The organism is Gulosibacter sediminis, assembly GCF_023370115.1.
GTDB classification, from domain to species: Bacteria; Actinomycetota; Actinomycetes; order Actinomycetales; family Microbacteriaceae; genus Gulosibacter; species Gulosibacter sediminis_A.
Map to the genome: position 1 here is coordinate 1,810,384 of NZ_CP097160.1, position 15,056 is coordinate 1,825,439.

General features: G+C 68.3%; 14 protein-coding genes. 3 read left to right on the plus strand and 11 right to left on the minus strand.

The window, feature by feature from the left end; all coding sequences use genetic code 11:
• The first annotated feature begins 287 nt into the window (after nt 1-287).
• Nucleotides 288-1,055, plus strand: coding sequence for a YwaF family protein (locus M3M28_RS08390; RefSeq protein WP_249386029.1), 768 nt, complete (start codon nt 288-290; stop codon nt 1,053-1,055).
• Here M3M28_RS08390 and M3M28_RS08395 read toward each other — a convergent pair.
• From M3M28_RS08395 to dapA, 7 genes are all read right to left on the minus strand, one after another.
• A complete protein-coding gene (locus tag M3M28_RS08395) occupies nt 1,052-1,276 on the minus strand; it encodes a DUF3046 domain-containing protein (RefSeq protein WP_249386030.1) in 225 nt (74 codons plus the stop codon). The genes M3M28_RS08390 and M3M28_RS08395 overlap by 4 nt on opposite strands.
• A gap of 93 nt (nt 1,277-1,369) precedes the next feature.
• Nucleotides 1,370-1,720, minus strand: coding sequence for a helix-turn-helix domain-containing protein (locus M3M28_RS08400; protein ID WP_125107227.1), 351 nt, complete (start codon nt 1,718-1,720; stop codon nt 1,370-1,372).
• Nucleotides 1,721-1,833: 113 nt separating this feature from the next.
• Nucleotides 1,834-2,589: a CinA family protein gene (locus M3M28_RS08405; protein ID WP_349305325.1), complete on the minus strand. Its 756-nt coding sequence runs from the start codon at nt 2,587-2,589 to the stop codon at nt 1,834-1,836.
• Complete coding sequence (gene pgsA / locus M3M28_RS08410; RefSeq protein WP_249386031.1) at nt 2,586-3,242, minus strand: CDP-diacylglycerol--glycerol-3-phosphate 3-phosphatidyltransferase; 657 nt, start codon at nt 3,240-3,242, stop codon at nt 2,586-2,588. Before pgsA ends, M3M28_RS08405 begins: the two co-directional genes overlap by 4 nt.
• Nucleotides 3,235-6,075, minus strand: a complete 2,841-nt coding sequence (locus tag M3M28_RS08415; RefSeq protein ID WP_431193838.1) for an FtsK/SpoIIIE family DNA translocase — start codon at nt 6,073-6,075, stop codon at nt 3,235-3,237. Before M3M28_RS08415 ends, pgsA begins: the two co-directional genes overlap by 8 nt.
• Before the next feature lie 75 nt (nt 6,076-6,150).
• Nucleotides 6,151-7,854, minus strand: a complete 1,704-nt coding sequence (locus M3M28_RS08420; RefSeq protein ID WP_249386033.1) for a ribonuclease J — start codon at nt 7,852-7,854, stop codon at nt 6,151-6,153.
• Nucleotides 7,855-7,926: 72 nt separating this feature from the next.
• Nucleotides 7,927-8,850 (minus strand): 4-hydroxy-tetrahydrodipicolinate synthase, encoded by a 924-nt coding sequence (gene dapA / locus M3M28_RS08425; protein ID WP_249388030.1) that lies wholly within the window; start codon nt 8,848-8,850, stop codon nt 7,927-7,929.
• A 184-nt stretch (nt 8,851-9,034) separates the two neighbouring features.
• On the opposite strand from dapA, the gene trmB reads away from it, so the two are divergent.
• Nucleotides 9,035-9,967, plus strand: a complete 933-nt coding sequence (trmB, locus tag M3M28_RS08430; protein ID WP_249386034.1) for a tRNA (guanine(46)-N(7))-methyltransferase TrmB — start codon at nt 9,035-9,037, stop codon at nt 9,965-9,967.
• Nucleotides 9,968-9,997: 30 nt separating this feature from the next.
• Here trmB and M3M28_RS08435 read toward each other — a convergent pair whose 3' ends face one another.
• A complete protein-coding gene (locus M3M28_RS08435) occupies nt 9,998-11,515 on the minus strand; it encodes an Hsp70 family protein (RefSeq protein ID WP_249386035.1) in 1,518 nt (505 codons plus the stop codon).
• 60 nt (nt 11,516-11,575) lie between these two features.
• Nucleotides 11,576-13,423 (minus strand): translation elongation factor 4, encoded by a 1,848-nt coding sequence (lepA, locus tag M3M28_RS08440; RefSeq protein ID WP_249386036.1) that lies wholly within the window; start codon nt 13,421-13,423, stop codon nt 11,576-11,578.
• A 251-nt stretch (nt 13,424-13,674) separates the two neighbouring features.
• On the opposite strand from lepA, the gene rpsT reads away from it, so the two are divergent.
• Entirely contained in the window at nt 13,675-13,941 is a 267-nt protein-coding gene (gene rpsT, locus M3M28_RS08445; RefSeq protein ID WP_249386037.1) for a 30S ribosomal protein S20, read from the plus strand.
• 246 nt (nt 13,942-14,187) lie between these two features.
• Here rpsT and M3M28_RS08450 read toward each other — a convergent pair whose 3' ends face one another.
• Together M3M28_RS08450 and M3M28_RS08455 are read right to left on the minus strand one after the other, a co-directional pair.
• Entirely contained in the window at nt 14,188-14,490 is a 303-nt protein-coding gene (locus M3M28_RS08450) for a putative quinol monooxygenase (protein WP_249386038.1), read from the minus strand.
• Entirely contained in the window at nt 14,487-15,056 is a 570-nt protein-coding gene (locus tag M3M28_RS08455) for a type 1 glutamine amidotransferase domain-containing protein (protein WP_249386039.1), read from the minus strand. Before M3M28_RS08455 ends, M3M28_RS08450 begins: the two co-directional genes overlap by 4 nt.

The following is a 15,056-nucleotide window of genomic DNA, read 5'->3' on the forward strand; positions in this document are numbered from 1 at the left end:
GCACTTCGACAGGGCTGCGACCGGGTTTCGAACCTGATGCCGTCAGGCTAGGTCGCGCCTCCGACATGCACCGAAGTCGCTCCCCTGCCTGTGGAAAAGATCCACTCCACAGCTCGCACGGTTGACACTACACCGGCTCGAACAATGTTTCGAACATCCGCGGGCGTGTCGCACCCAACTTTCGAATCTCGCGAACGCGCATCCGCCCCGCCGCGCCCGCCTAGGCTGGTGCTGCAAGCCGGACAAGACCTGCAGGAGTGACCATGGCGCCCGAACCAATCGGCCACATGACCGCATACGGTGCCGAACACCTCGTCGTGCTCGCGACCACTGTCGTGCTTGCCGTCGTACTTACCGCATGGGCGCGGCGTGCCAACGGCACCGAGCGGTTCGAGCGCATCCTCACCGTTTCGGGCTGGGTACTGCTCACCATCGCGGTCTTCTGGCTCGCGTGGGGTTTCCTGCCCGTGAACTGGAACCTCAACGAGTCGCTCCCGTTCCACTTCTCGGACGGCCTGCGCATCTTCGCCGCGATCGCGCTCATCACCCGCACCCCGTGGGCCGTGCTCGTCTCGTACTTCTGGGGCCTCACCCTCAACCTCATGTCGGTGCTCACGCCCGACCTCAACTACTTCGTCAACCCGACGCTCGAGTTCACGCTCTACTGGGTGCTTCACGTCGCCGTGTTCCTCGTGCCGTTCGTGCTCATCTGGGGCGCGGGGTATCGGCCCACCTGGAAGGGCTTCGTGCTCGCGTACCTCATCACCTGCGCCTGGGCCGCGATCGCGATGATCGTCAACGCGATCACGGGCGCGAACTACGGCTACCTCTCGCACCCGCCGCGCGGCATCTCGCTGCTCGACGCGCTCGGCCCGTGGCCGATCTACGTGCTCTGGGAGCTGCTGCTCGTCGCGATCGTCTTGGCGCTCATGACCTGGCCGTGGACGACGCGGCGCTCGGTCACCGCATCCGTGCCGGTCGACAGGCCGGGCTTCGTCCGGCGCCGCCGGGTGGCCACGGCCGAGGTCACCGAGCAGCCGGCCGCGACCGCCTAGTTCGAGGGCGGCAGCAGGCCCACGCCGTACCAGCGGTTGCGCGGCACATCCATCGCGGCGCAGAGCGCGAGCCAGACGTCGCGCGCATCCTCGCCCTCGTCGAGCGCCTGCTTCGCGGTGCGATCGCCGAGCGGGCCGAGCACGACGTCGCGCACGACCGACGCCCCGTAGGCCTCGCCGAACTCGTCGCGGACCGCTCGCTGAAACTCGCTCAATCGCATACCCACCAGCCTATCGACCCGCGGCCACGCCGCCCAGGAAAACGAACTCAGCCCCGAGCAGCAAAGCTGATCGGGGCCGAGCGGTAGCTCGGGTTAGTGCGTCGAGACTGCCTGCTCGTGACGAGCGGGCCCGTTGAGCAGGTTGTCCGGAACGGTGTCTGGAATAACCTGCTGCACCTGCGCCAGCTGGCGTTCGCGCGCGATGAGCGTTTCGCTCTTCGCGAGGCGGTTGCCAACCTCGTGGTAGATCGTCGACAGCGGTGTGTCGAGAGCTTCAGCGACCGAAGCGAGAATCTCGCTCGAGGCCTCCTTCTGCCCACGCTCAATCTCGGAGAGATATCCGAGCGCCACCGATGCACGGCCTGCCACCTGTCGGAGTGTGTCGCCGCGGCGTAGACGGACGTCCCGCAGCACCTCGCCCATTTCGTGTCGAACTAGCACCATACGGAACCTCCCTTCCTCAAGTTCGTTGGCTCGCATGGATCACGAACCATGAAGTGTATAACCATGAACTGATCGTGCGCATTCCCGATCACGTCAGCTCGCTCGGAAAATTTTCAGCGTCGCGGCGCTTCGGCCAGGTGTTCGAGCAGATTGAAGATCGCGGCCTCGACCGTGGCGATGCGGATGCGGTGGCGCGAGCCGACCGGGTCGTCGTCGCGCACGAGGTTGCTGAAGTCGAGCTGCACGACGCGGTCGCCGAAGATCGAGTCGATGCCGACGAACACCGTGCCGGGCTGCTGGCCGTCGGCCGCCGGGTCGGGCCCGGCTACGCCGGTCGTCGAGATGCCGATGTCGACCGCGCGTTCGCCCTTGAACGAGAACTGCCTGCGCACACCCGCGGCCATCTGCTGCGCAACTTCAGGATGCACGGCGCCGGCCGCCGCGAGCAGCGAGCGTTCGACTCCGAGCAACTCCCGCTTTGCCGCAAACTTGTACGCGACTGTGCCGCCCTGGAACGACGCCGAGATGCCCGGCACGCGCACGAGTTCGGCGGCGAGTTCGCCGCCGGTCAGCGATTCGGCGACCGCAATGGTGAGACCTGCCTCGATGAGCACGCGGCCGAGCTCGGCAGTCTGGGCCGGAATCACGTTGATCTCGGCTGGCACCGCGGGCAGCGGCGGCATCGCATCGTCGGTCGGGACCTCGGCGGGCTCCGACGGCATGGACGCGGCCCCGACCCCCTCGGGCAGCGGCACCGCCTGGGCGTCGCCCTCGACGTTGATCGGGTCGATCACCTCGGCCTCCCAGTACTCGGCGTGCTCGGTGTCGACCGGCTGGGTCCCGTCGTTGCTCGAGGATGAATCACTCATGCCTGCTCCCCCGCTGCCGTGGCCGACGGTGCGTCACCGTCGTGCTTCTTTGGCCAGTATGCCCGCACGAGGTAGTCGATTCCCGACCAAATGGTGAGAACGAATGCGGCGGTCATGAACGCGCCGTTCACCCAGTGCATCCACTCGCCGAGCAGCGCCGGGAACGGCGCGATCGCGAGCGAAATCGCGATCGCCTGCAGCACGGTCTTGAGCTTGCCACCGCGGCCGGCGGGCAGCACGATGCGGCGAGCCTCGATGAGCCGCCACACGGTGATGCCGAGCTCGCGCACGAGGATGAGCATCGTCACCCACCACGGCAGCTCGGCGAGCACGCTGAGCAGAATCAGTGCCGCCCCGGTGAGCGCCTTGTCCGCGATCGGGTCGAGCAGCTTGCCGAGGTCGGAGATGAGATTGCGGCTGCGCGCGAGGTGGCCGTCAACCGCATCCGAACTGATGCCGACGACGAACAGCGCGAGCGCGACCCAGCGCAGGGGGCCGTGCTCGCCCGCGTCCGCGAGCATCACCCACACGAACGCGGGCACGAACAGGATGCGCACCATCGTGATGAGGTTGGGCACCGCCCAAGGGCTCACCGGCCCGTCGCCGCGGCGCCAAATGCGGGGCCGCTCGGCGGCGTTGCGGGGGTCAGTCACGACCGGTCAGCTCCCATGCGTCTTCGGATTCTGAGGACTCAACGACCTCGAGGCCGTCGTATTTTGCCTCGATCGGGTCGTCGCCGTACGGGTCGTCCTCGTCGTCGTCACCCGAGGGCGCGGCCGGCGGCGGGCCGTCGCCCCGCAGCATCGCGAGCACCTCGGCGAGCTGGTCGGGCGCCACCAGCACATCGCGTGCCTTCGAGCCCTCGGAGGGGCCGACGATCTCGCGCGACTCAAGCAGGTCCATGAGCCGCCCGGCCTTTGCGAAGCCGACGCGGAGCTTGCGCTGCAGCATCGAGGTCGAGCCGAACTGCGAGGTGATGACGAGCTCGGCGGCCGCGAGTAGCGGCTCGAGGTCGTCGCCAATGTCGGAGTCGATCTCGCGCTTCTCGGCGGGCGCGGTGACGTCGGCGCGGTACTCGGGCTTCGCCTCGGACTTCACGTGCGTGACGACCTGGTGAATTTCCTTGTCGCTCACCCACGCGCCCTGCACGCGAATCGGCTTCGACCCCTGAGGCGAGAACAGCGCGTCGCCCTGGCCGATCAGCGTCTCGGCACCGGTCTGGTCGAGGATCACGCGGGAGTCGGTCGAGCTCGTGACGGCGAAGGCGAGGCGCGAGGGTACGTTCGCCTTGATGAGGCCGGTGACGACGTCGACCGAGGGGCGCTGCGTCGCAAGCACGAGGTGAATACCCGCGGCGCGCGCGAGCTGCGTGATGCGCACGATCGAGTCCTCGACGTCGCGCGGCGCGGCCATCATGAGCTCGGCCAACTCATCGACGACGACGAGGAGGTACGGGTAGGGCTTGAGCTTGCGCTTCGACCCCTCGGGCACCTCGACCTGGCCGGCGCGGATCGCCGCGTTGAAGTCGTCGATGTGCCGGAACCCAAAGTTCTCGAGGTCGTCGTAGCGCATCTCCATCTCCTTCACGACCCACTGGAGCGCCTCGGCGGCCTTCTTCGGGTTTGTGATGATGGGAGTGATGAGGTGCGGCACGCCCTGGTACGGCGTGAGCTCGACGCGCTTCGGGTCGACGAGCACCATGCGCACCTCGGTGGGCTTCGAGCGCATGAGCAGCGAGACGATCATCGAGTTCACGAAGCTCGACTTACCCGAACCGGTCGAACCGGCGACGAGCAGGTGGGGCATCTTCGCGAGGTTCGCGAGCACGAAGCCGCCCTCGACGTCCTTGCCCACGCCGATCGTCATCGGGTGGTGCGCCTTGAGCGCCTTCTGCGAGGCGAGCACGTCGCCAAGCTGCACCGTCTCGCGGTCGGTGTTCGGAATCTCGATACCGATCGCCGACTTGCCGGGGATCGGCGAGAGGATGCGCACCTGGTTCGACCGCACGGCGTAGGCGATGTTCTTCGAGAGGTTCGTGACCTTCTCGACCTTCGTGCCGGGCGCCACCTCGACCTCGTAGCGCGTCACGGTCGGGCCGCGCGAGAAGCCGGTGACCTGCGCATCGACGTTGAACGACTTGAAGGTCTGGTTGAGCGCCTCGATGGTCGACTCGTTCGCCTCGGTCTTCGACTTCGGCGCCTCGCCGCGTTCGAGGATGCGCGTGGCGGGCAGTTGGTAGGCCGCCTGCTCGTCGCTCGGCTCGGCCCGGGTGTCCCAGTTCGCCGTCTCATCCTCTTCGACCGCCGCGAGCGCGTCGGCCTCGCTCGGCTCGCTCGAGGCCGCCGGTGCCGGAACGGGGGCCGGGGCGGAGGCGGATGCGGCGGCGGGTGCCGAACGCTTCGGCGCCTCGGGGACCGGCGCGGTGTTGCCGCGCATCGGCGGCAGCACCTCGGTGGGATTCTCGAGCGGGGCCGGGTCGCCGAAGTTCTGCGGTGCCGAGCCGTCGGTCGGTGCTTGCACCTCGTCAAACACCTCGAGGCCGAGCACCTCGGTCGCATCGTCACGGCGGCGACGCTTACGCCCCTTACGGCCCTTCGCCTCGGTGTCGAGCACCTTCGTCGCCTCGGTGCCCTCGCGATCATTCGGGTCGACGAGCGGGGTGTCGTAGGCCGGGTCTTCTTCGCGCCCGGTGTCGTTGCGGCGCCACCACGGCACGTCGTCGTCGGCGAGCTTGCGGGTCGGCGCATCCTGCTCGGCAGGAGCATCCTGCCCCTTCGCCTCGGCCGGGCGTTCGGCGCCGACGAGCCAGTTCCAGCCCTCGACGATGCGCGCGGGCAACTGCCGCGGCGGGGTCTTCGTGAGCACGAAGAGCGAGAGGAGGAAGATGAGCGCGAGCACGATCGTCGCGCCGATCATCGTGATGATGAAGCCGAGCGAACCACCGACCATCCACCCGAAAATGCCGCCGGCGCGGGCGAGCGCGGGCATCCCCTCGGCGGGCTGGGGCTGGCCCGCATGGAGGTGACAGATGCCGGCGGCGCTGAACAGCGCCATCGCGAGCCCGGTGAACACTCGCCCGTTGTCGTAAACGGATGCGGGGTGCCGGTACAGCCAGAGCGCGAGGCCGACGAGCACGACCGGCATCGCGTAGGCGACGAGGCCGAACAGGCCGCCAAAGCTGAAGGCGTTGAGGTTTTCGGCAATGACGTTGCCGGGGAAGAACCAGAGCGTGACGCCGCCGATGATGCCGAGCAGCACGAGGGCGGTCGGGAAGGTGTCCCGGCGGTCTTCTTTCGCGAGCGTGTCGCGTCCGAGCGCCCGAGCGGCCCCACCCATGCTGTGGGCAAAACCGTTCCAGGCACGCGCGCCGAGCCCCAGTTCTTCGTTGGTGAACTGGACCTTGGTGTCGTTTTTCGCGGTGCCGCGGGAGCGGGTGGAGTTGGACCCGGACCCCTTCTTCCCACGGTTGGAGGCAGTATTCGGCATAACTACCAGGGTAGTGCCGCGGCGCGAGCGCGCCCCGGCACTACCACGGAGTGGCCGAGAATTGCCTTCCGGGCGTTATTCGCCCGTGTTCGCGAAGGTAACGACGGGCACGATCATCGGGCGGCGACGCTGCTTCGTGCCGGCCCAGCGGCCGACGACGCGGCGCACGGCCTGCGAGAGGCGGTAGGTGTCGCGCACGCCGTCATCGAGCGCATCCTCGAGCGCCTTGCGCACCTGCGGCACGAGCGGCTCGAAGACGCGGTCGTCGGGCGCGAACGCGCGGGCGTGGAACTCGGGGCCCGCGATGATCTTGCCGGTGGCCGGGTCGATGACGGTGTAGATCGAGATGAAGCCCTCGGAGGAGAGCACGAGGCGGTCCTTGAGGTCGTCCTCGGTGACGGTGCCGACGGTCTTGCCGTCGACGTAGACGAAGCCGACCGGCACCTCGCCGACCTTCTTCGGCACGCCGCCGGCGAGGTCGATGACGCCGCCGTTTTCGGTGACGATCGTGTGGTCGCGGTCGACCCCCGACTTGACGGCGATGTTCGCGTTCGCGGTGAGGTGGCGGAACTCGCCGTGCACCGGCATGGCGTACTTCGGCTTGATGACGTTGTACGCCGCGAGCAGCTCGTCGGCGAAGCCGTGGCCCGAGACGTGCACGCGGGCGTTGCCCTTGTGCACCACGTCGGCGCCAGCCTTCATGAGGTTATTGATCATGTTCGACACGGGCACCTCGTTGCCCGGCACGAGGCTCGAGGCGAGCACGACGCGGTCGCCCTCCCCCACCTCGATCGCGTGGTCGCCCTGCGCAATGCGGTTGAGCACCGCGAGCGTCTCGCCCTGCGAGCCGGTGCAGACGAACACGACGCGGTCGCGCGGCAGGTCGAGCGCCTTCTTGTAGTCGATGATGAGGCCCTTGGGCGCATGCAGGTAGCCGAGGTCGAGCGCGATGCCCATATTTCGCACCATCGAGCGGCCGACGAGCGCGATCTTCCGGTTGTTCGCGGCGGCGGCGTTGATGACGTGCTGCACTCGGTGAATGTGGCTCGCGAAGCTCGAGACGATGACGCGGCCCGTGCTCGTGCGGACGGCTTCGTTAATCGCGGGGGCGACCGACATCTCGGAGCCCGAGTGGCCCGCAACCTCGGCGTTCGTCGAGTCGCAGAGGAACAGGTCGACGCCCTGCTCACCGAAGCGGCTGAGCGCGCGCAGGTCGGTGAGTCGCCCATCCATCGGCGTCGGGTCCATCTTGAGGTCGGCGGTGTGGATGAAGCTGCCGGCCTTCGACGTGACGTGCACGCCGAGCGAGTCGGGAATTGAGTGGTTCACGGCCCAGAACTCAGCACGGAACGGGCCGAACTCCTCGACGTCGCCCTCGTGCACCGTGAGCGTGTACGGCGTGATGCGGTGTTCTTTGAGCTTCGCCTCGACGAGCGCGAGGGTGAGCGGCGAGCCGATGAGGGGAATGTCGGGCTTGCGCTTGAGCAGGTACGGCACGCCGCCGATGTGGTCTTCGTGGCCGTGAGTGAGGAAGATGCCAACGACGTCGTCGAGGCGATCGAGGATGATCTCGATATCGGGCAGGATCAGGTCGACGCCGGGCTGCGTCGACTCGGGGAACAGCACGCCGACGTCGATGATGAAGATCTTGCCGTTGAGCTCGAACGACGTCATGTTGCGGCCGACCTCGCCGAGACCGCCGTGCGGGATGATCCGCATCGTGTCGCGGGCGAGTGGCGGTAGCTGCACCGGGATTGATTCAGTTATTTCGTTTGTCATAGTTACCTGTCGGTTTGGCAACCGCAGGATGCGCGGGATGGCCCGGCGGGCGCGGTCGCGGTGGGATGACGCCTAGCGCGTCGTGCCCGCGATCTTCGGCAGAGCGCCACCTGCGGCGGCGTTGCGATCCGGGCGGAAGTTGGAAAAGTCGATGCCGTCGAGGCCCTGCACCTTGGCGATGTCGTTCTCGATCATCTCGGCCTCCCACTCCTCCGGCCCGACGAGGGGCAGGCGGACGCGAGGCGTCGAGATGCGGCCGAGGCCGTGGAGGATGTACTTGGTCGAGACGGTGCCGGGGATATGCGTCATGGTCGCGCGGGCGAGCGGCTCGAGAAGCTTGTGCTGGGCGGTCGCCGTGGCGAGGTCGCCACGGTTCACGGCGTCGATGATGGTGCGGTACGGCTGCGGGGCGATGTTCGCGGTGACACCGATGAGCCCGGTCGCGCCGATCGCGAGCTCGGGCAGCGCCATCGCGTCGTCGCCGGCGTAATAGAGCAGTTCGGTCTCGTTGAGCACCTGCGACACCTCGGCGAGGTCGCCCTTGGCGTCCTTCACCGCGAGGATGTTCGGGTGCTTCGCGAGGCGCTGAATGGTCTCGCGCTTCACCGGCACGCCCGCGCGGCCGGGGATGTCGTAGACGATCATCGGCAGATCGGTTGCGTCGGCGACCATACGGAAGTGCGTGAGCAGGCCTGCCTGCGTCGGCTTGTTGTAGTACGGCGTGACCGCCATGACGGCGTCGGCGCCGGCCTCGGCCGACTGCTTCGCGAGCTGGATCGCGTGGGCGGTCTCGTTCGAGGGGCCGCCCTGAATCACCTTCGCGCGGCCGTTCGCCACCGACTTTGTGACCTTGATGAGCTGCAGCTTCTCGGCGTCGGTGAGCGTCGAAGTCTCACCGGTCGTGCCGGAGACGACGATGCCGTCGGCACCGTTCGAAACGAGGTGGTCGACGAGTCGCTCGACGTCGTCCCACGCAACTTCCCCATCGTGGTCCATGGGGGTAATGAGGGCGACGAGAACCTGGCCGAAGGGATTTGCTGCAGTCACGGCATCCAGGGTACCGCGTGCCGTGCTGCCCGGCCGAGTCCGCCCCCGGAAACACGCGGCGCGGCCGGGTGGGGCGGGGCGGCTCGTCGTGCCGGGTTCACGCCCCGGGCGCGTTGCCGCGACAATAGGTGTCATGCCAGAACAGCCTGACGCCACCGAATCGCAGCCCGAGCCCGCCGACCACGCCGGCACCGGCAAGTCGTCGGCGAGCTCGCGCGCGAAGTTTCGCGTGCGCTCGTTCTCGATGCGCGGCCACAATCGCATGTCGCGCGACTTCGACGAGGTGCTCGAGCAGCACGGCCCGCGCTACCTCATCGACTTTCCCGCCGGGCCAACGATCGCGACGATCGCCGCGGATGCGCGCATCGACCTGCGCGCCGAGTTCGGCCGCGAGGCGCCGCTCGTCGTCGAAATCGGCCCCGGCAACGGCGAACAACTCACGCACGCCGCCCAGCAGCACCCCGACTGGAACTTCCTCGCCTTCGAGGCGTGGCACCCGGGCGCGGCGCGCTGCGTCGGCAACTTCGCGCGCGCGGGCGTCGACAACGTGCGGGTCATCGAGGCGGATGCGGCGCAGGCGCTGCCGATCGTGTTCGGCCTCGAGGTGGCGCAGGCCGACGAGGACGTTCAGGGCGGCTACGGCGTCGGCGTCGACGGCACCGGGCGCACGACCGGGCGGCGCGACCCCGCGCATCCGAACTCGGCGAACCCCCTCGCGCACGAGGTGTGGACCTTCTTCCCCGACCCCTGGCGCAAGGCGCGCCACCACAAGCGCCGCCTCGTGAACGAGCTCTTCGCCGCGACGATCGCGGGCGTGCTCGAGCCGGGCGGCACCTGGCGCCTCGCGACCGACTGGGAGAACTACGCCTGGCAGATGCGCGACGTCATCGAGGCGTCGGAGTTCTTCACGAACCCGCACCTCGGTGAGCGGCCGGATGCGGCCGACCGCGAGCCCGAACGCGGCGGCTTCGCGCCGCGCTACGAGGGCCGGCTGCTCACCCACTTTGAAGAGCGCGGCGAGCTGGCCGGGCGCCCGCCGCACGACATCGTCGGGGTGCGCGTCTAGCCTCGGGCCGGGTCGAGCCCGGCCAGGTCGCTAGCTCGCGTCGCCGCGCAGCCGCGAGACCTTGCGCAGCCCGAGTTCCGGGATCTCGTGCGTGATCGTCACGATGCCGTTCGCGTCGATCGACACCTCCTCGCGCACGAGCGGGCCGCCCTCGCGTCGCTCGACCGGCACCTGCGCGAGCGGCTCGGCCACAGCATCCGCCTGCTCGCGCGCGGCGAGCTCGGCGGTGAACGGCACGAGCACCTTGGCGAGCGTCGTGAGGTTGCCGACGCCCGAGTCGGCGCGGGTGAACTCGACGAAGCGGAACCAGCCGACGTTGTGCGCGGCCCGGTACTCGCGCGTCGTCGTCGCGCCGGCCACGGCGTCGCCGGCCTCGACGAGCACGTCGAAGTCGACCGCGCGGCCGCCCTCGCGCTCGCGGAACACACCGATGCCACGCGACGAACGGTCGCGCAGCCAGTAGGCGGACTTCGCGTCGGCGGCGATCGCGAGGCCGATCGCGGTGGATGCGGCCGGGTACGGCGAGCGGTGCACGCGGCGGCCGAAGCGCTCGCGCAGCAGGCGCGGCACAAGCGGCAGCGCGCTCGCGCCCCCGACGAGATAGATGCCGGCGATGTCGGAGTCGCTGAGATCGTCGGCCTCGGCGCCCGCGGCCGCCATGCTCGGTGCCATCACGGCGATCGTGCGCTCGACGAGCGGGGTCACTGCCTCGTAGAAGTCGGCGACGGGCACGATGACGTCGTCGTCGCCCCGCTCGAGCAGCAGGCGGCGGGTCTGCGGCGTCAGGCGCTCCTTCGCGGTGCGCGCTTCCTCAAGCAGTAGCTCGCGCTCGGCCGGCGCGAGAGCCGAAGGCCGCTCCCCCGCGCCGAGCGCGAGCTCAACGAGTCGCTCGTCGAAGTCGTCGCCCCCGAGGTGCGGATCGCCCGAGGTCATGCGCACCTCGTGCTCGGCGCCGTCGATGCGCACGAGCGACGCGTCGAACGTGCCGCCGCCGAGGTCATAGACCACCACATCCGTGCGCCGCGAATTGAGCGTGCGCGCGTGCCGGTGGCTGTACTCAAACGCGGCCGCGCTCGGCTCGTTGACGAGCGCGAGCACGTGCACGCCCGCGCGGGCGAAGGCGTCGAGCGTGAGCAGGCGCTGCGCGCTGCCCGCGTTCGCCGGCACGCCGACGACGGCCTCGAGCTCGCGGTCGCCGCTCGCCTCGCGGTCGCGCACGAGCGGATGCTGGCGCAGCTGCTCGACGACGTGCGCGGCGAACGCGGCGAGCACCTCGCCGAGCGGGCGCGTTTCGTCGCCGATCGGCACCGGCGTGCTCGCCGACGCATCCGCCGTGCCGAGCAGGCGCTTAAACGAGCGGGCGTGCGCGCCCGGCTGAGCCAGCGCATCCCAGCCGCACACCATGCGGTCACCCGCGAGCGCAACGACCGACGGAATGTGCTCGTGCGGGTCGCCGAGGGCGTCTTCCACGCCGACGACCGGGTAGTTCCCGCGGTCGACGAGCGCGACGAGGGTGCGCGTGGTGCCGAAATCGATGCCGAGTCGCATGCGGCAGACGGTACCAAGCACGCGTGACGCGCGACCCAGCGTGGCCGGGTCGCGCCGCCGCTACTTCTTCGACTCCTCGACGTCGCCCGAGAGCGCCGCGATGAACGCGTTCTGCGGCACCTCGACACGGCCAACCATCTTCATGCGCTTCTTGCCTTCCTTCTGCTTCTCTAGCAGCTTGCGCTTGCGGCTGATGTCGCCGCCGTAGCACTTGGCAAGCACGTCCTTGCGGATCGCGCGGATCGTTTCGCGGGCGATGATGCGCGCGCCGATGGCCGCCTGAATGGGCACCTCGAACTGCTGGCGCGGAATCAGCTTGCGCAGGCGCTCGGCCATCATCGTGCCGTAGCTGTAGGCCGCGTCGCGGTGCACGATCGCGCTGAACGCGTCGACCTTCTCGCCCTGCAGCAGAATGTCGACCTTGACGAGGTCGTCGGCCTGGTCGCCGACGGGCTCGTAGTCGAGCGAGGCGTAGCCCTGCGTGCGCGACTTGAGCTGGTCGAAGAAGTCGAAGACGATCTCGCCGAGCGGCAGCACGTAGCGCAGGTCGACGCGCTCCTCCGAGAGGTAGTCCATCGACTCGAGTCGGCCGCGGCGCTGCTCGCACAGCTCCATCACCTTGCCGATGTAGTCCTTCGGCACGAGGATCGACGCCTTCACCATCGGCTCGCGCACCTCGTTGATCTTGCCCTCGGGGAACTCCGAGGGGTTCGTCACGTGGTGGGTCTCGCCGTCCTCAGTCACGACGTCGTAGGTCACCGACGGCGCCGTCGTGATGAGGTCGATGTCGAACTCGCGCTGGAGGCGCTCGGTGATGATCTCGAGGTGGAGCAGGCCGAGGAAGCCGACGCGGAAGCCGAAGCCGAGCGCGACCGAGGTCTCGGGCTCGTAGCTGAGCGCCGCATCCTCGAGCTTGAGCTTGTCGAGCGCCTCGCGGAGGTCGGTGTAGTCGCCGGCCTCGATCGGATACAGGCCCGAGAACACCATCGGCTTCGGGTCGACATAGCCGGGCAGGCCCTCACTCGCCGCGTGCTTCGCGGCCGTGACGGTGTCGCCAACCTTCGAGAGGCGCACATCCTTCACACCCGTGATGAGGTAGCCGACCTCGCCGACCGAGAGGCCCTTCGCCTGCTTCGGCTCGGGCGCCGAAACGCCGAGCTCAAGCAGGTCGTGGGTCGCGCCGGTCGAGATCATCTTGATCTTCTCGCCCGCGCGGATCGAGCCGTCGACCATGCGCACGTAGGTGATGACGCCGCGGTAGGTGTCGTAGACCGAGTCGAAGATGAGGCCGCGCGGGGCCGCATCCTTCTCGCCTGCCGGGGCCGGGATGCGCTCGACGATGCGGTCGAGCAGCTCGGGCACGCCCGCGCCGGTCTTGCCCGAGACGCGCAGCACGTCGGCGGGGTCGCCGCCGATGAGGTTCGAGATTTCGAGCGACACTCGCTCAGGATCGGCCGCCGGCAGGTCAATCTTGTTGAGCACCGGAATGATCTCGAGGTCGTTTTCCATCGCGAGATAGAGGTTCGCGAGCGTCTGCGCCTCGATGCCCTGCGCCGCGTCGACGAGCAGAATCGCGCCCTCGCACGCCGCGAGCGAGCGCGACACCTCGTACGAGAAGTCGACGTGGCCCGGGGTGTCGATCATGTTGAGGATGAAGTCGCCGGCGTCGTCGGTGTGCCACGGCATGCGCACGGCCTGCGACTTGATCGTGATGCCGCGCTCGCGCTCGAGCTCCATCTTGTCGAGGTACTGGGCGCGCATCACGCGGTCCTCGACCGAGCCGGTCAGCTGCAACATGCGGTCGGCCAGCGTGGACTTGCCGTGGTCGATGTGCGCAATGATGCAAAAGTTGCGGATGCGCTCGGCGGGTGTCGCGAGCGGCTGCAGGATCTCAGGCTGATTCGGCATGGTACCGGCCATTGTCCCATGGTCTTGGGGGCGGATGCGCGCCGTTGCATGGTTCTTGAGGCAATGAACTCACGCGCCCTGTCCTGCGGAGCACCACTGGTGCGCGCTCGCGAAAGTTGGGGGCGCGCGAGGGGCGGATTCCTGGTAAAGTTGGGCGCTGGCTTACGCGTACCCCACTCGACGCGATGCTGACGGCGGCCCCTCTACCCGCTCGAGGCGAATCCATTCATTCTCTTCACGAAAGTAGTTACGTGGCAAACATCAAGTCGCAGATCAAGCGCATCGGCACCAACCGCAAGGCCACCGAGCGCAACCGTGCCTACAAGTCGGAGCTGCGCACCGCGATTCGTCGCGTGCGTGAGGCCGTCGCAACCGGCAACCAGGAGCAGGCCGCTACCGCGCTTGCTTACGCTTCGAAGAAGCTTGACAAGGCTGTGTCGAAGGGCGTCATTCACAAGAACCAGGCCGCGAACCGCAAGTCGGCCATCGCGAAGCTCGTGAACGGCGTCGAGGCCTAGTCGCCTTCACCCCGGCTTTTCGAACGCCCCGCTGTGTTGCGGGGCGTTCGTCGTTTCCGGGGGCTGCCCACCCCCGCGCTAGGCGGTTCGAGGGCGAAGCGAAGCTCGTCGCGGCCGAGGTGGCGGTTCGAGTGGCCGAAGCCGAGACGCGCGTCGGACACCCACTCGCAGTCACCGGCACCTCACCGCATTGACTTCGCAGCCAAGGATGGTGAGGTGCCGGTGACGCTCGACGCGGTTGTGGCCTCAGGCAGGGAGTTTCGAACCCAGGACGTCCAACTTCTCGATCGTGGGCTCGCTGAACAGTTTTCCGGTCTGCTCGCCGAGAGCGGCCGCAACTGCGCCGGACAGGTGTGCGTCGCGCCCAGCGTCATCGGGGAACACGTCGAAGATCCCGAATGAGGACGGGCCGAAACGGATCGCGAACCATGCCACGGTGGCCGGTTCCTCGTCGACGAGCCCGCGCCCGATGCCGAGGAATTCCTCGGCCTCGTCTTCCTTGCCGGGCAGAGCCTCGAGCTTGACGAGCAATCCCTTGGTCACGCTCATGACTTCTCCTCTTCCTTTGTTGTGGTGCCCGCCAGTTGGGACACGATCGCCTCGGAGAACGCAGGCAGGTCCTCCGGCGAGCGGCTGGTGATCAGGTTTCCGTCGACCACGACGTCCTGGTCGACGACGTCGGCGCCGGCGTTGCGCAGGTCCGTGCGAATGCTCGGGAACGACGTCAGGGTGCGGCCGGCGGCCACGCCAGCCTCGATCAACGTCCACGGCCCGTGACAGATCGCCGCAACGGGCTTGCCGCTCTCGACGAAGTCGCGGACGAACGACACCGCGTCGGGGTCCACCCGGAGCTGGTCGGGATTCACTGTGCCGCCGGGGAGCAGCAGGGCGTCGTAGTTGCCCACCGCGGCGTCGGCGACCAACCCGTCAACGGTGAACGTGCCCGCCGCATCCAGATCGTTCTCACGTGCCTGAATTTCACCGTCATGGATCGACAGAACTTCGGTCTGGGCACCCGCCCGCTCCAGTGCCTCGCGAGGCTTCTCAAGCTCGACTCGCTCGACACCGTCGGCGGCGAGGATCGCGACTTTCCGGCCTTGTAGCGTCTTGGTCAT